This is a genomic window from Paenibacillus sp. J45TS6, assembly GCF_018403285.1.
Taxonomy (GTDB): Bacteria; Bacillota; Bacilli; order Paenibacillales; family Paenibacillaceae; genus Paenibacillus.
In genome coordinates, this window is the sequence record NZ_BOSJ01000004.1 from 25,758 (window position 1) to 39,906 (window position 14,149).

At 40.3% G+C, this 14,149-nt stretch carries 20 protein-coding genes and 2 pseudogenes; 15 read left to right on the top strand and 7 right to left on the bottom strand.

Going from position 1 to position 14,149, the window contains the following annotated elements:
* Nucleotides 1–71 precede the first annotated feature (71 nt).
* From KJS58_RS07315 to KJS58_RS07330, 4 genes are all read left to right on the top strand, one after another.
* A complete protein-coding gene (locus KJS58_RS07315; RefSeq protein ID WP_213531880.1) occupies nucleotides 72–404 on the top strand; it encodes a hypothetical protein in 333 nt (110 codons plus the stop codon).
* An 18-nt stretch (nucleotides 405–422) separates the two neighbouring features.
* Nucleotides 423–1,253, top strand: coding sequence for a VanW family protein (locus KJS58_RS07320; RefSeq protein ID WP_213531882.1), 831 nt, complete (start codon nucleotides 423–425; stop codon nucleotides 1,251–1,253).
* A 63-nt stretch (nucleotides 1,254–1,316) separates the two neighbouring features.
* Nucleotides 1,317–1,754, top strand: coding sequence for a hypothetical protein (locus KJS58_RS07325; protein ID WP_213531884.1), 438 nt, complete (start codon nucleotides 1,317–1,319; stop codon nucleotides 1,752–1,754).
* 62 nt (nucleotides 1,755–1,816) lie between these two features.
* A complete protein-coding gene (locus tag KJS58_RS07330) occupies nucleotides 1,817–2,488 on the top strand; it encodes an HAD family hydrolase (protein ID WP_213531886.1) in 672 nt (223 codons plus the stop codon).
* Between the two features lie 52 nt (nucleotides 2,489–2,540).
* On the opposite strand, the gene KJS58_RS07335 is transcribed toward KJS58_RS07330, so the two are convergent.
* Nucleotides 2,541–2,768 (bottom strand): hypothetical protein, encoded by a 228-nt coding sequence (locus tag KJS58_RS07335; protein WP_213531888.1) that lies wholly within the window; start codon nucleotides 2,766–2,768, stop codon nucleotides 2,541–2,543.
* A gap of 146 nt (nucleotides 2,769–2,914) precedes the next feature.
* Here KJS58_RS07335 and KJS58_RS07340 point away from each other — a divergent pair, with 146 nt between their 5' ends.
* From KJS58_RS07340 to KJS58_RS07350, 3 genes are all read left to right on the top strand, one after another.
* Nucleotides 2,915–3,334 carry a GNAT family N-acetyltransferase gene (locus tag KJS58_RS07340; protein WP_249717014.1) on the top strand — a complete coding sequence of 140 codons (420 nt, stop codon included), beginning with the start codon at nucleotides 2,915–2,917 and terminating at the stop codon, nucleotides 3,332–3,334.
* On the top strand, nucleotides 3,331–3,702 hold the full coding sequence (locus tag KJS58_RS07345; protein WP_213531892.1) for a hypothetical protein: 372 nt from the start codon (nucleotides 3,331–3,333) through the stop codon (nucleotides 3,700–3,702). Before KJS58_RS07340 ends, KJS58_RS07345 begins: the two co-directional genes overlap by 4 nt.
* Nucleotides 3,703–4,110: 408 nt before the next feature.
* Nucleotides 4,111–4,392, top strand: coding sequence for a hypothetical protein (locus KJS58_RS07350; protein ID WP_213531894.1), 282 nt, complete (start codon nucleotides 4,111–4,113; stop codon nucleotides 4,390–4,392).
* A 136-nt stretch (nucleotides 4,393–4,528) separates the two neighbouring features.
* Here the strand turns inward: KJS58_RS07350 and cypC are convergent, their stop codons facing one another.
* On the bottom strand, nucleotides 4,529–5,785 hold the full coding sequence (cypC, locus tag KJS58_RS07355; RefSeq protein WP_213531896.1) for a CYP152 family fatty-acid peroxygenase CypC: 1,257 nt from the start codon (nucleotides 5,783–5,785) through the stop codon (nucleotides 4,529–4,531).
* A 157-nt stretch (nucleotides 5,786–5,942) separates the two neighbouring features.
* Nucleotides 5,943–6,728, bottom strand: a complete 786-nt coding sequence (locus KJS58_RS07360) for a metallophosphoesterase family protein (protein ID WP_213531898.1) — start codon at nucleotides 6,726–6,728, stop codon at nucleotides 5,943–5,945.
* Nucleotides 6,729–6,844: 116 nt separating this feature from the next.
* Between KJS58_RS07360 and KJS58_RS25615 the strand changes: the two genes are divergently transcribed.
* The 4 genes from KJS58_RS25615 (at nucleotide 6,845) to KJS58_RS07375 (ending at nucleotide 8,490) form a co-directional block, all read left to right on the top strand.
* Nucleotides 6,845–6,979 (top strand): hypothetical protein, encoded by a 135-nt coding sequence (locus KJS58_RS25615; RefSeq protein ID WP_283771253.1) that lies wholly within the window; start codon nucleotides 6,845–6,847, stop codon nucleotides 6,977–6,979.
* A gap of 151 nt (nucleotides 6,980–7,130) precedes the next feature.
* Nucleotides 7,131–7,706: a CDP-diacylglycerol--glycerol-3-phosphate 3-phosphatidyltransferase gene (gene pgsA / locus KJS58_RS07365; protein ID WP_213531901.1), complete on the top strand. Its 576-nt coding sequence runs from the start codon at nucleotides 7,131–7,133 to the stop codon at nucleotides 7,704–7,706.
* Nucleotides 7,707–7,720: 14 nt separating this feature from the next.
* A complete protein-coding gene (locus tag KJS58_RS07370; RefSeq protein WP_213531902.1) occupies nucleotides 7,721–8,134 on the top strand; it encodes an SMI1/KNR4 family protein in 414 nt (137 codons plus the stop codon).
* Nucleotides 8,135–8,148: 14 nt separating this feature from the next.
* Complete coding sequence (locus KJS58_RS07375) at nucleotides 8,149–8,490, top strand: cupin domain-containing protein (RefSeq protein WP_213531904.1); 342 nt, start codon at nucleotides 8,149–8,151, stop codon at nucleotides 8,488–8,490.
* Nucleotides 8,491–8,628: 138 nt separating this feature from the next.
* On the opposite strand, the pseudogene KJS58_RS25755 reads toward KJS58_RS07375, so the two are convergent.
* From KJS58_RS25755 to KJS58_RS07390, 4 genes and pseudogenes are all read right to left on the bottom strand, one after another.
* A pseudogene (locus KJS58_RS25755) lies at nucleotides 8,629–8,721 on the bottom strand (hypothetical protein); the annotation flags it as partial.
* Between the two features lie 12 nt (nucleotides 8,722–8,733).
* Entirely contained in the window at nucleotides 8,734–9,675 is a 942-nt protein-coding gene (locus KJS58_RS07380) for an aminoglycoside phosphotransferase family protein (RefSeq protein ID WP_213532228.1), read from the bottom strand.
* Between the two features lie 230 nt (nucleotides 9,676–9,905).
* Nucleotides 9,906–11,132, bottom strand: coding sequence for an RtcB family protein (locus KJS58_RS07385; RefSeq protein WP_213531906.1), 1,227 nt, complete (start codon nucleotides 11,130–11,132; stop codon nucleotides 9,906–9,908).
* Nucleotides 11,133–11,236: 104 nt separating this feature from the next.
* Nucleotides 11,237–11,896 (bottom strand): pentapeptide repeat-containing protein, encoded by a 660-nt coding sequence (locus tag KJS58_RS07390; protein ID WP_213531908.1) that lies wholly within the window; start codon nucleotides 11,894–11,896, stop codon nucleotides 11,237–11,239.
* Nucleotides 11,897–12,138: 242 nt separating this feature from the next.
* Here KJS58_RS07390 and KJS58_RS07395 point away from each other — a divergent pair, with 242 nt between their 5' ends.
* The 4 genes and pseudogenes from KJS58_RS07395 to KJS58_RS07410 form a co-directional block, all read left to right on the top strand.
* The gene (locus tag KJS58_RS07395) at nucleotides 12,139–12,678 is read left to right on the top strand and encodes a hypothetical protein (protein WP_213531910.1); all 540 of its coding nucleotides are present in this window, start codon (nucleotides 12,139–12,141) and stop codon (nucleotides 12,676–12,678) included.
* Between the two features lie 52 nt (nucleotides 12,679–12,730).
* Nucleotides 12,731–13,213 carry an NUDIX hydrolase gene (locus tag KJS58_RS07400; protein WP_213531912.1) on the top strand — a complete coding sequence of 161 codons (483 nt, stop codon included), beginning with the start codon at nucleotides 12,731–12,733 and terminating at the stop codon, nucleotides 13,211–13,213.
* Between the two features lie 198 nt (nucleotides 13,214–13,411).
* On the top strand, nucleotides 13,412–13,714 hold the full coding sequence (locus KJS58_RS07405; RefSeq protein WP_213531914.1) for a hypothetical protein: 303 nt from the start codon (nucleotides 13,412–13,414) through the stop codon (nucleotides 13,712–13,714).
* A 141-nt stretch (nucleotides 13,715–13,855) separates the two neighbouring features.
* A pseudogene (locus tag KJS58_RS07410) lies at nucleotides 13,856–14,119 on the top strand (KGG domain-containing protein); the annotation flags it as partial.
* Between the last annotated feature and the right edge of the window lie 30 nt (nucleotides 14,120–14,149).

A 14,149-nucleotide genomic window follows, 5' to 3' on the forward strand; every position in this document is an offset into this window, starting at 1 on the left:
CCGTCCTATGCTCCGTCCTTTACTTATAACCTTACAGCTCGTAATAACAGGTTATGGAGAGGATTTTCATCGTGATAAATGGTTCTAATCTCCAGCGGAGTACTCTTAAAAAGTGGTTACTTGCGCTCGGTATGATCATGTTAGTCTTTGTGCTGCTCAATCCGACTGAAGGTAGGTACCATGGTTGGCTGGAGCGAGAATATGGAATTACACTCGAAGAGTATAATTATTTTGATGGAAAGACTTTTGTTAAAGATGGGGAACGAATGTATGAAACAGGACATACCCGAAATGCTTTGTTTTTCACAATAAAAGATATGGAATATTACGATATGGATCATAACGAATTAGTATATGAGATCAGAACGGTAGGGCTACTCGGGACTTTTTTTGAAAGAAAATAAGGATAGGGGGAAGATACCATGAAGCCGATCAAAAGGTCTAAACTCCGTATTAAGCTCGGAACGGCATATTATCGTAGTAGACGATATGTAGAGTGGTATTTTGGAGGAACTCGGTTCGCTCAAAAACAAAGCAGCACCGTATTGCCATATAAAGTTGCATCCCATAAGACTCCGCTGTTGAGAAAGTTAAAGGATGTAGATATGTGGCTGCAACATAACAAGATCATCAATTTAAAAATTGCAATGAAACGTTTGAATGGGATTATCATTCAGCCTGGGGAAACATTTTCTTATTGGAAGCTAATCGGCAATCCAAACCGCAGAAAGGGATATGTGGAAGGAATGGTTTTGTTCTATGGTGGCTTTAAACCCGGAATTGGGGGCGGCTTGTGTCAGTTGTCGAATCTCCTCTACTGGATTACCTTACATACCCCTATGCAGATAACGGAGAGGCATCGACATAGCTATGATGTGTTCCCTGACTCAGGCCGAAGTCAGCCATTTGGAAGTGGAGCAACCTGCGCCTATAACTATCTCGATTTGAGAATTACCAATCCTACTGACCGGCCGTACCAGCTTACTCTACAAATCACAGATGAATTTCTAATCGGTTCATGGAATAGTGTAGTTCCACAGGAGCTGACCTATGAAGTGTATGAGAAGGAGCATCGGATTACTCAGGAACACTGGGGCGGACATATGAGACATAACCTGCTATACCGGCGAGTATGGAATCAGCAGGAGGAACTGATTGATGATCAGTATATTACAGAGAATCATGCGCTGATGATGTATCAGCCATTTTTGAAATCGGAGAATGAGGTAAATGAACAGCAGGAGCAAGCTTAGGATCACCTTGAAGGGCTGAATGTAATTCTCCAGCTATAAGGACAAATAGGTAGGAGGTTGAGCGTGAGAAGGAAGGACAGAATGCGGAGATCAGGTGGTTTTCTACTTTTATTCGTATGTTTCCTATGTGCTGTGTTTTTACAAGGCTGTACTTCTTCTCGTCCAGCTCTTCAGGGGACAACATTATCCGAGATCTATCCAGGTGATATAACAAAGGTGGACAGAGTAGAACTGCTTGATGGAACAACGGGTAGAACAAAATGGCTGGATGATCCGGGTGAGATCCGTCTATGGATTGGAGGTTTAAACGATGTGGTACTCATTCCAGAAGAGAATCAGGAGGGAAGTGTCGGCGGGATGTATGTAATCGGATTCTACGAAGGTGAAGATAGAAAACTTTGGTTTAGTCCGCAATCCATAGAAGATGTTTATTATGAAACAAACGAGCTTTTTACAGGTCAAATTCAGTTACTATTCGAGCGTGAATTCAGTACACCGTAAGGAAGGGTAACGTCAGGAAAGGTCTCAATACATAAGTGAAAATTCGTAGGGGGAATGCTCAGATGGAACATATTAAAGCGGTTATTTTTGACCTAGACAATACGTTGCTGGATCGAACGACGACCTTTCGAAAGTTTGCAGAAGGGTTTATGAAGCAATATTTTAGGCATATCGAATCAACGGATCTATGGCTTGAGCAAATGATTGAGCGTGATGAGGATGGATATAAAAATAAGCCTGTGCTATTCGCAGAACTGCTGAGCGAATTCCCTTGGAACAACGAACAAAATAAACCGCTCGTAGATGATCTGATGAAATACTATGCTGAGAACTACGTAATAAGTGCTGTCCTTATGGAACAGGCAGAAGAAGTCATTGCTTACGCGAAAGAAAAGTATAAGACAGGGATCATTACGAATGGCAGGAATGCGGTCCAGTATGGCAAAATTGATCATCTCGGGTTAAGAGAACAATTTGATGTGATTGTGGTGTCCGAGGAGGCGGGATGCAAGAAACCGGACCCACGTATTTTTCAAGTGGCATTAGAGCGGCTAAACGTAAAACCTGAGGAATGTTTATTTATTGGAGATCATCCGATTAATGATGTGGAGGGGGCGCACACGCTGGGAATGCATACGATCTGGATGAGGGTTAACCAGCCTTGGTGTGAGGCGAACAAGGCAAAACCACTGCACACCATCAATCAGATTGGGGAACTGCTACGCATAATGTAATTCTCTTCCTTCTTTCTTAACTGGTTAACTTCATTAACTTCTGACCCTATTCTTAATTTTCACTTTCTTTCTGGACAGCCACAGCGTAGAAATAACTAAGCATCGAGATGATTTGAACGATGGTAAGTGGATCTCTCCAATGACCGGCTTGTAAAGAAAGGATTGTAGAAGTGAAAAACACGAGTAAAGAAAAATACTTCAAATAATTCTGGCTTCCCATTCGGAAAATGAGCAAGACACAGAATAACAGGGCAATACAAAGCAAGACGATCATGATCATGGGTAAAACTCCTTTACTATTCATGAATACAACGATGCTAATATTAGTAAATATTTTATTGGGATTATATAACAAATATTAAAAGAGTGTCTATGTTTGATTTATTATGGGATGTCAATTGTGACTGTAGAGACGAGGTGATAGCGTTGACAGTTTTGTATCCGATTCAGATTAATGAAGTACTAAAAAGACACGAAGTTCCTGAACTCAGAGGTAAAGTGGGCTGGGGGAGAAGGGAGGAAGATTATCCTGCTCTACTAGATCATTGCCTGCTATGGGCAACTGCCCGAAATGAACAAGGAAGATTGGTCGCCTTTGGTTATATTACCGGACCGGGTGAAGCTTTTGAACATGGATACATGGAGGATGTGATGGTTGATCCAGAAGAGCAGGGCAAGGGGATAGGGAAATCGCTTGTTCAGTCATTGCTACAGGCAGCGGAAGATTGCGGAATTTCGATTGTGACTGTCAATTACAGCAAGCAGCATGAGTCCTTTTATAAAGAATGTGGGTTTACACCTTGCGGCGGTGCAGTATGGAGGTCTAGAAAGGAACAAGAGGAATGAGGATACAAGCGGCTCGCAAACTAAAAATAGGCGCTGGTGTGTTGCTTGTAGTGATCGGTGTCTTCCTTATCCTATCTGGTAACTCAGGAAACAAGGAGGAATCAGAGATTCTTACCTCAGCCCAGTCTATTCCCCTAGAAAAGACAGAACTGTATTTAATGAATGGCGTTGGAGAACGGTGGGAAGTCCAGGACTATATGATCCTAATTAGCAATGGACAAATCCTAAGAGGTAATGCAGAGCTTACTTACACAGGAGATCCAAGCGATTTGGCTCAAACACGTAATTTTGAAATTAGTTTTTACGAAATGAATGAGGGACAAGAGAGAGGGAGTTTTTTCGCGAGAGTATCATCTAGTCAGCAGTAGCAGAACAGTAGATAACCCTCTTAATATTATAGAAAATGCAAAAAATCTCGGTACTAACGTTCACGAGTATTCTTATGACGAGTTAAATAAGGATGAGGGCACCTATGAGTCTACTTTTGCTGAAATTATATGGGATGACGAAATGGGAAAGATTCATAAAGAAGTGGTGGATCTGAGCATACGTAGACAAGTAAAGGTAGATCATTATTCAGAAAAAGAGGCATCTTCTGAAAATAAGTAGGAACTCGTCTTTCGTGAGATGTTAATTAGAGCTTTACATATAACTAGAGAGTATTAGAAATGAGGACATGTATGAACTTATTTTCAAAGCGTAGTTTCTTTATTCTATCCGCGATTACCTGCATATTCTTTATCTCAGGTTGTGGGGGCCCAAGTAGACAAGATGTTATGAAATATTTAGAACCTTCCGGACAAGAAAAGTATGCTGTCCATTTTTTTTACCAAGATAGCTTGCCCATGACGGAAACAAATGAATTAAATATCTTTCATAACTCTCATCCTATTTTTCTAGATACCATTAATAAAATTCAATTTTGGAATCAAGACATAGAACCTTATAAGAGATGGGCCAAGGTACTTGGTATTAAGGATTTTCCCAAGTATTTGGTCATGGATGCAGAAGGGATCGTATTAGAAACTCCCTATTTAAGCAGAGTAAAAGAATTTTAACGGAAGAATTATTGCCAAAAGACACTGATTCGAATTAGTAAATAACCACAGTAAAAAATCAAAAAAAAGGGGAGTCAGAATGAATTCTGATTCCCCTTTGTAATGACACTATTCTTGCAGCTAAATTAAACAAATCTTACTTCGATCTTACATTTTTAAGCACAATGTTGCTGTGAGGCAGTGACGGTATGTCGTTAAAGCTATAACTGAAGTCTTGTTCTGGGATCTCATAACTCATTTTATTAGCAAGGTAGTCGAGGCTTTCCTTCATAATCTCAATCGTAATAAACTCCCCAGCACAGCGATGCCCTGTATCGTAATCACCGCCGCCTTGCGGGATGAAATTAAACGGGGTTCCTCTCCAGTCTTTAAAACGATCCGGTCTAAACTGCTCCGGCTGATCCCACAAATCAGGATGGTGATTGGTACCATACAGATCGAGTAGTGTAAGTTCACCCTTCTTAAATTCATAGCCTTGCCATGTGAAATCTTCCTTCACTCTTGCTCCGCTAAAAGGGAAGAATGGATAAAAACGTCGGACTTCCTGAACAAAGTTTTGTAAGTAAGTTTCATCGCCGGAGGCTAGTTTTTCACGTTCTTCCGGTTGCTGAATAACAGCTAAGGCCGTAAAAGTAATATAGATGGAGACTGCTACAATGGGCCGAATGATATTAAGAACTTCAACGGATGCCGTCTCCGGATCAAGCAGCTCTCCCGTTAGGTCACGATGCCAAGAGAAGGTGTAGAGCGCTGTATCTTCTGCTGGATGAATCTTGCCTTCGCGTACTTCTTCCACAAGAGCTGTTATCCATTTCTCTGCTTTGGAACGTGCTCGTTTACCCTTCATATGCGCTACGCCTATCGCAGCAGTTGCTTCTATCATGGCACCGAGCCACTCACTTTTTTCCTTCACTTCATCGATTGCTAGAGGGACACCTGCCCATTCACAGGCAATACGGCACAGAAGCTCCTGTGATTCCTCATAGATTTCGATTTCTTTTTTGGTTTCCCAGCGGCCCACGGCAAGACCCCAATGTTTGCTCGTAATCTCTCTTATTTTCTGAAGACCTTCACGAGACATAAGGGACATAAACATCGCTTTCCGGTGATGGTGTTCTTCTCCATCTAAGGTTTGCACTCCGTTCTCACCAAAAAGCGTTTTCAATACTCGCTTGGGAGCTGCACCCTCTCTAACAAATTTCTCATTGTCATAAAAAAGCTGAGCAGCTTCTTCCCCGCGCATGCAGATCGCTTTTTCCCCAAGCAACCGTGTCTCAAACAGGTTGGATTGAAATCCAATCGCGCGGTTTGTGATATATAAGTAACCTTCTTTGAGAACGTTTAGCGTATTATCCAATCCTTCTTCTTTTGGAAATGATCTGGTTTCTTCCATTTGATATGACACCTCCTGAATTTGAATTCTATGTACACTTGTATTATTAGATTAATACCCGAATATGAATTCTTTATAACAGAAGGTGAGAAGGAGAAGGGCTATTTTCGCATGTTACTCATTTCCAAGAGCTTATATACTAATTTCAATTCCTTATTTATGTAGTCGTTTTACTGCTGACCGCTACGGTCCCTGCAGGGATTGAATGAGCATGGTAGCTGCCATCTTCTCTAATTTCTAATGCATTTAATTGTTTTCCATAAGCACAGGCTCCATCAATACCGATTTTATCTTTCTGAAACCAAATATCAGCCCGCTCGTGTAAATGGACGGTAGGCGTATGTCCGAAGACAACGATTTTGTCGAGATTCGTAGCCTGATCATGAAACATCTCTCTAATCCAAATAAAATCATCTTCGGGTTGCTCTTTAAAGTCGGCATAAAAAGGATTGATGCCTGCGTGTACAAAGAGATGGGTAGCGTTTTCATAATATAAAGGCAAAGAAGTAAGGAATTCTAGATGGTGGGAAAAATGTGTTTTAATAAAAGCTTTTGCTTGTTCATAAGTTTCCTGATTCAGCTCTTCAGGAGAGCAGGATAAATCACAGTAACTGGCTAACGTTTGACGAGCACCATTTCTAATCCACCGTGCATCTTCATCCTTTAAAATAGCATCGAGAAACAGTTGATCATGATTGCCTTTGAGAACAATGACCCCATGATCACGGTGAAGTGTCATGACTTGGTCTACGACCTCTTTACTGCGTGGGCCACGATCCACGTAATCTCCTAAAAGTATAAGCTGATCTTGCTCGGGCTGATATTTTACTTTGTGGAGTAAGGCGTTAAATTCGTCATAACACCCATGTAAATCACTGATAACAATGGTTCTGATACCGAGCACTCCTTTCAAAAGATAGATGAAAACAAAGCCAGATTTCATTATTTTCCATTATATCTGAATCAAACGGATTTTGGGATATTTTAATCTATCGTTTATAAAATCCTCTATACGTTTAATTAGTTAACAACAACGAAATATAAAGGGAGAGAGCAAACATGGCAGATAATAGAGAGCGCCCGACAAATCGCAAGAAAAATATGACGATTATCGGTATAATCGCAGTGGTTCTTATCATAGCCGCATTCTTAATGAATTACTTTGGTAACTATACAACAGTAACTGGCGGTTAGGTTAATTACATTATATAAATAAAGTAGATTGAGCTACATACGATAAGCCCTTGCTTTTAGCAAGGGCCTTTTTGTATTTTCATAAATGAACAATAAAAACGTGGATTATCCATAAATTGTAAGATAAACTGATGAAAAGGAGGCAAGAGCAATGAACCTCGCCAATCGGATTACCATCATTAGAATCACAATGATTCCTTTGTTTATGCTCTGTTTTTATTTTTATTCCAATGTCGCAAGTTCGGAACAAGCACCGATCTGGAATACAATGAGCTATGTCTTGACTGTATTCCTCTTTGTTCTTGCTGCGGGGACAGATAAGCTTGATGGTTATGTGGCTCGAAAATATAATCAAATTACGAACTTGGGTAAGCTGCTTGACCCATTGGCAGATAAGTTGCTTATCTCTGCTGCCCTAATTATGATGGCAGAAGCAGGCATGGTTCCCGGATGGATGGCTGTCATTATTATCGGCCGAGAATTCGCGATTACTGCTTTAAGAATGGCTGCTTCTGGGAGAGGGATTACTCTTGCGGCAGATCAGTTTGGTAAAATAAAAATGGTCCTGCAGGTAATCGCCATTACGGCTGTACTTTTACATAACTTTCCGTTCAGTATGTTTACGACTTTCCCTGTCGATCAGGCACTTTTAGTTGCAGCTACCTTCGTAACCCTGTTATCAGGATGTAACTATATCATCCGTAACCTGTCCTATTTTAAAAATTAAGAGGTGAAAGAATAATGCATGAATTACGTGAACGCATCCCTACAAGGAAACCGGGAGTGTCCCTTTCGGATATTGCTTACACAGAGACAAAACTTCAAGCTTTATTTCCTACGCAATATAAAGAGCTCGTACAGCTGGTGAATCAAGCTGAAATTGATGAATGGATTCTCTATCCTATAAAAGACAACCAGCGGCTCGCTAAAACATCCGATGATATTATCCGAAATAACGAATTGATAGATTTGAGTGATTTCCCAGAGCGTTATATTGCGATCGCTGAAGATGGAACAGGTGATCTTCTGTGCTATGTTGTAGGTGAACAAAATCAGATGAGCGAAACGATCTACTACTACAATCATAAGTCAAATGAAATGGAGCCGTTTTATGAGAATCTAGCATCCATGATTGTAGAATTACTGGAGGAATGATAGGTGATAACATCATGATAAGAAATAAAGAAACATCCGAACATTATATTTGGGGAGCAGGCTGTGATGGTTGGAAGCTTGTGAATGATTCGAGTTTAAGCATCATCCATGAAAAGATGCCTCCTAGTACATGTGAATCAAGTCATTACCATGAGCTAGCAAGACAATTTTTCTTCATTCTCTCTGGCGCAGTAGAATTAGAGGTGGATGGAGTTACCTACAGCCTCTCACAACAGGAAGGAATGGAAGTTCAAGCGGGAACTCCGCACCAAATCTTCAATCGTACGGAGGAAGATGCCGAGTTTCTCGTTATTTCTTCACCGAGATCAGCCGGAGATCGGGTGGAGCTTACCTAATGAGAGGGAAATTCGCCATAGTGGTATTATCTGCTTCTAGTAGACAAGAGTAAAAAGACTTCTGGCATTTATAATCAAAAAGCCTCTCGTCCAAAGGACGAGAGGCTTTAGTGCTAATACCTAGGATATTTATCTTTATCAGCGTTGTTCAATTAAGAATGTTTCTCCTGTTTTCTCAAAAATCTTTCTTATGATGGCTTCTCTTTCAGCCGCCATGCTAGGACGAAGGTGGTTATAGTCACGTTATTGTATATCGTAACCCTCTATAAATTGTAATGCACACGCGGCATGGTAATTAGCCAAATCCTTCGCAAACTGCTCATCTGGAAATCCTCTATGAAGCAGTTTCAAACCACCCGATAGTAAGGATATATGATGGTGGAAACGGTAGAATAACATCCGATCAGGATCAAGCTTATCGTTCTTTAGATATCGGTAGAAATCCCCAAATCGTATTTCTAAAAAACTATGTTCATGCTCGATATCAAAGAACATTGCCCCCTCAATGTCGATCAAAAAGGGTTCCAGCTTGTCATTCACAAGCACATGGTTTGGGCCTAATTCCCCGTGAATGAACCCATACTGCGTTCTTGATTTAATTCTTGATTCAAGTTCATACAAAATCTCGAGTAATTTGTTTTGTTTGACCTGAATGTCCTTCATATATTGTGAAGCATATGATAACTGTACTTTGGCATTTTCCATTTGCTCGTAATGGCAGTTCTCGGTACCGATCTCACTCTGATCCGCTTTTCCAAAATAATGCCTTTCGTTAGCATGCATACGATCCAGCATATCCCCCAGCCGCTCAAACACTTTATCCTGAACTCGTGAATCGGAATGCTTAAAATAAGATTCTGCCGTTTGTCCGTCCACATATTCAACAAGCGCATAATCAAATGGGTAACGCGTTTTTTCTGTATTTAGATCATAAAGAGTGGGGGTCTTAATTCCATGTTGTATCAAATACTTGTTATTTAATTCAAAGAGATGACTACCATAAGAATATTGATGAATATCACCATTTTCTATATCTTCTTTAAAATAATTCATGGATAAATCCCATTCATACAAAACGCAGATGAATCCATTACTGCACTTAATCTTATAGACCACTTTCTGTGCACCGCCATGCATTTTCGTTACACTGCTAGCTAAATAACCGGTACCAAAAACTTTTTTCAGATAATCCTGTAGATCAGTCTGGTCGAGATGGCATGTAAAGTTCACTAAACAACACTCCAATTTAAGTTTTTGCCGGCAACATCATTGTAAATAAATTCCCTGCCAAAATATAGACTTTTTCTTCGTGAAGGATTATGATGTTGAATAAGGTCTTGAAAAAATAAACAAAAATCCTTTGGACTCTAGTCCAAAGGATTTTTTTGATGAATGTCCAGTCTACCGGCATTTAATTACGCCTTAAAATTATATAAAGGTTTAATAATCTCTACAATCTCCAGCGCATCCTTCGTATTCTCCAAAATCTCCTCAATTGGTTTATAAGCCATAGGGGCTTCATCGAGCGTTTTGGTACTCACGGAAGAGGTCCACACGTCACGCATTGTATCCTTAAAATCATTCATATGAATGAGGTCTTTCGCACGTGAGCGGCTCATGAGTCTTCCGGCCCCATGGGGAGCAGAATAGTTCCAATCCGGATTTCCTTTTCCAATCGCAATAATGGAACCATCACGCATATTGATTGGAATGATCACTTTTTCACCTTTTTTGGCTGAAATGGCACCCTTTCGAATGATCTTATCTTCTGGATTAATATAGTTATGAATGGTAGTGAATTTGTCTAGGTTCCTGTAGTCAAGCTGCAAAAACTCAGCAATCGCTTTGGACATGCCCTGACGATTCAGCAAAGCAAACTCTTGTGCAGCATACATATCCTCTAGATATTCATCAGCCCCTGCACCTTCAAGAAACATCAGCGGTTTTGGTACTCTGTAGAGTTCCAGCTCCGCGTCATACTTTTGAATAACAGCTGGGATAGTGTCTACATCCCCAGAAGCACGTAATAAGCGAATTTCTTCTTCGCGCTGCTCCATAAGATCCTGTAACCGGCTTGTGCAATAACGTTCTGCCTTTTTCTGATGGTAAGTTGCCACTTGAAGTCCCAAGTTCCGGCTTCCCGAGTGAATGACCAGAATTTTGTTCCCTTCCGAATCCACATTAATCTCTATAAAATGGTTGCCTCCGCCAAGAGAACCAATGCTTCGCTGATGTTTCTCATAGTCTGTCCCTGTTTTCTTAGAGATTCGCTTGATCTGTTTCTGGAGAGCAGGTTTCTCCAGTTTATGCATCACCTTTTGATGGATGGAGTGACCATGTGGAACTTTGTGCCTGATAAAATGATCAAGTAGAGCAAAATCAATTTCTATTTTTCCAAGATAAGTTACCTCCATACCACATCCAATATCGACACCGATGAGATTAGGAACGACGCGGCCCTTTAATTGTTGAGTATAGCCGATAACACAACCTTTTCCGGCATGGGAGTCCGGCATGATACGAACTTTTGCTCCTCCAAAGGCTTTCTGATTACATAGTTCAAGCACTTGGCCGTAGGCCGTTTCCTCCAGGTGTGATGTGAAAATTTTAGCTGTATTATACTTTCCGATCGCTTCAAACATACAAAATTCTCCTTATAATTCTCTCGTTATTATAACGAAGAGTATATCATCCGATAATTTCCTTAGGTGGTTATAAATTGACTTAAAACATTTAATACGTAAGCTCATTCTTTAATAACAAGTCCAAAAATCTTAGTGAATAGAATAGCCTGCGCTGGAGAAATAATACAACCTTGAAGATCTTCAAGCGTGGCACCCAAGTTAAAAAATTCATTATTACTGAGATCAATTCCCTTAAGGCTTGCTCCAGAGAACTGTGACTCGTTTAACATACAACGATCAAATTCTACCTTTGTAAATTCCGAATGATAGAAGTCTGACTTCAGTAAAGAACAGTTTTCGAAAGACACCTGTTTCATGTTACTGAATCGGAATGTAGCATAATCACCTGCGCAGTCTTGAAATACGATGTTCCGAAGAGTGGCAGCTGTGAGGTCCATCCCGATAATTTTGCAATGTTCAAATCGTACCCGGTGAAGAACTGCCTCATTAAAATCCACATTCGATAAGTCACAGTGAGTGAATACCACATCCGTTAGTTCGGCACTTGGAAAGGATACTTGGCTAAAAGTAACATGGCTAAACTGCATTTGATCAAAAAGAACTTTTTCAGCTGTAACATAGGATATTTCTTGTTCTTCGCATACCGACTGTATCCATTCTGTTCGGTCGTCTATCATTGCACTGGAGAGATCTAGTGTATTTAACTGATGAGGCAGTTTGGGACGGATGATTTTGAGTGGAGATTTCTCTGTATTTGACATGGTATAATATTCCTCCTGCGATTTAATGTTTTATGTAAATAAACCTTTGTTTATAGCTATAGAGAAGTGTGCCTTCACGTATTGTAACAAAAACGAGATATCTTTTGATGGGTTAAATGTTCGTAAACATGGTTTGTCTTGTTATAATAGGGGTAACGGAGCATAATAGCGAGTAAGGACGGAACACGATAAACCGTGTGTGATAGCTACGTTTATATTTATAGATAGGGAGTGCTTGTGCAATGAGACAACAATTTCTGATGAGTTCGTGGAAGACGGCGTCCAAGTTAGTATCGTCCTATTTTAAGAAAAGCTGGTCCATTCACGACTATCCTACCGAATATAGACAGATATCTGGACAAGACACGGGAGAGGAACAGTTTCCTTGGGAAGCTCGAATTATGAACTGGTACTGGATGAGCGGAAAAGGACATACGAAGCAAGAAGCATTTAAGGCGTTGCAAGAGAATTTTATGGATTATCAGGCAAAAGGGAATGATCTGCCTAGACCAGGAAGTAAATCAGGAATGGTGTTTACTTCAGTCGATCAGATTAACTATTTAGAGCCAGAAGGCATTATTTTATTCAAAGAGATATTTGGATTGGATTATTACGGCATGTTCATATCGGATGATTCTACGCTGTATGATTTCTGTGATACAAAAGAAAAAGCCCAGCGGAAAATCGCCAAAATTCAGGAGAAGTATGGAATCCGGGTGGAGGATATTACGGGGCTGCGAATTGTGGGTATTCTGGAACGTATGCGGGAAGCAGGCGTGTGAGTGTTTTTATCATAAACGAAAAGATTATCTCATTATAAGGGGGATACTTCTGTTGCAGATGCCAACACATATTGTGGCCGCAGGCGGAATTGTCGAAGATGAGAACGAACAAATCTTACTGGTTAAGACATTTCATGGCGGTTGGGTTTTTCCTGGTGGACAAGTAGAGGTTGGAGAGAATCTCATGGATGGTCTACGAAGAGAAGTGGAAGAAGAGAGCGGAATTTCTACTCAGGTCATGCAGCTAATCGGCGTATATTCCAATACAGGGATATATAAGTGGCATGATGGGATAACAGACGTACCGACGAAGGTCATGTTTGATTTTATATGCAAGCCGGTCGGCGGGGAACTCCGCACCTCGGATGAAACTTCGGAAGTGAAGTGGGTAAAGAAAGATAAGGTTCTCGATTATATTACATCGGGAGCGATCCGTGCTCGGTATGAAGTGTACCTTGAATACAAAGGGACTGTCAGGTATATGGAGTATGTAACAAAACCAGACTTTATAGTAAAGGAGAGCCGAGATATTTAGGGTCTTCATAGTAATACATAAAATAATGAATAATGAATAACGGATGTGTTCTTTTTTTCATCCATGTTCTCATATCCTGTATGCATAACGCTTTGCATCTGTAATGAATGAAAAACCCGGTCTTCAAGATTTTAATATCTTAAGTCGGGTTTTTATCGTTTTTTGCTCTGATCCTAAAAAAGTTCAGGAGGCAGGATTATGTTTGTAAAAATGTATATCTATCATGTGAACCTTACCCGAATTGCAGAATATGAAAAAATAATGGAGCGAGCTGACAAGCTGTATAAACGGTATGTGAACTATGAACTTTTTTATATGGAAAGTGAAGAAGATCCGGGGAAATTCATTGAAGTTCAGACGTATGCCTCAGAGGAGTTATATGAGATAGGTCATAAGTTAATTAACAAAGATCCTGAATTCATGGATCTATACCAATCTTTTGAAGCCGTACTGGCCCCTCATAACAAGGAGATCCACGAAGAAACACTGCGTGATCATTGAACGGAATAGAAGTTATAGGATAGAAATCTATGAGAATATTATATCGGAAGAGTTTAATAATTTATGAGACGGTTAATTAATAGACATGCGGGAGGTAAGATTACTTTCTGTAAACAAATCCAACATAAGGAGTGATTTCAAATGGCAAATAACAATCGAAATGATAAGATGAGCCGCGAGGAAGCAGGACGTATGGGTGGAGAAGCAACAGCAAAAAATCATGATAAGGAATTCTACCAAGAGATTGGCGAAAAAGGTGGAGAAGCTACATCCAAAAATCATGGTAAAGAGTTTTACCAAGAGATTGGTGAAAAGGGTGGAGAAGCCCGCAGCAACTCTAATAATGATGGAAAAATGAGCCGGGAAGAAGCTGGCCGTAAGGGTGGACAAGCAAGTTCTCGCTCCTAATAGTGAATTTCCAAAAACTTGATCTAT

Bases quoted from the DNA above. Each gene is read 5' to 3' on its own strand.
- KJS58_RS07405 (WP_213531914.1), top strand. From the start codon at position 13,412: ATGTTTGTAAAAATGTATATCTATCATGTGAACCTTACCCGAATTGCA.
- KJS58_RS07390 (WP_213531908.1), bottom strand. From the start codon at position 11,896: ATGTCAAATACAGAGAAATCTCCACTCAAAATCATCCGTCCCAAACTG.
- pgsA (WP_213531901.1), top strand. From the start codon at position 7,131: ATGAACCTCGCCAATCGGATTACCATCATTAGAATCACAATGATTCCT.
- KJS58_RS07320 (WP_213531882.1), top strand. From the start codon at position 423: ATGAAGCCGATCAAAAGGTCTAAACTCCGTATTAAGCTCGGAACGGCA.
- KJS58_RS07370 (WP_213531902.1), top strand. From the start codon at position 7,721: ATGCATGAATTACGTGAACGCATCCCTACAAGGAAACCGGGAGTGTCC.
- KJS58_RS07375 (WP_213531904.1), top strand. From the start codon at position 8,149: ATGATAAGAAATAAAGAAACATCCGAACATTATATTTGGGGAGCAGGC.
- KJS58_RS07360 (WP_213531898.1), bottom strand. From the start codon at position 6,728: ATGAAATCTGGCTTTGTTTTCATCTATCTTTTGAAAGGAGTGCTCGGT.
- cypC (WP_213531896.1), bottom strand. From the start codon at position 5,785: ATGGAAGAAACCAGATCATTTCCAAAAGAAGAAGGATTGGATAATACG.
- KJS58_RS07395 (WP_213531910.1), top strand. From the start codon at position 12,139: ATGAGACAACAATTTCTGATGAGTTCGTGGAAGACGGCGTCCAAGTTA.
- KJS58_RS07350 (WP_213531894.1), top strand. From the start codon at position 4,111: ATGAAATATTTAGAACCTTCCGGACAAGAAAAGTATGCTGTCCATTTT.
- KJS58_RS25615 (WP_283771253.1), top strand. From the start codon at position 6,845: ATGGCAGATAATAGAGAGCGCCCGACAAATCGCAAGAAAAATATGACG.
- KJS58_RS07345 (WP_213531892.1), top strand. From the start codon at position 3,331: ATGAGGATACAAGCGGCTCGCAAACTAAAAATAGGCGCTGGTGTGTTG.
- KJS58_RS07335 (WP_213531888.1), bottom strand. From the start codon at position 2,768: ATGATCATGATCGTCTTGCTTTGTATTGCCCTGTTATTCTGTGTCTTG.
- KJS58_RS07385 (WP_213531906.1), bottom strand. From the start codon at position 11,132: ATGTTTGAAGCGATCGGAAAGTATAATACAGCTAAAATTTTCACATCA.
- KJS58_RS07330 (WP_213531886.1), top strand. From the start codon at position 1,817: ATGGAACATATTAAAGCGGTTATTTTTGACCTAGACAATACGTTGCTG.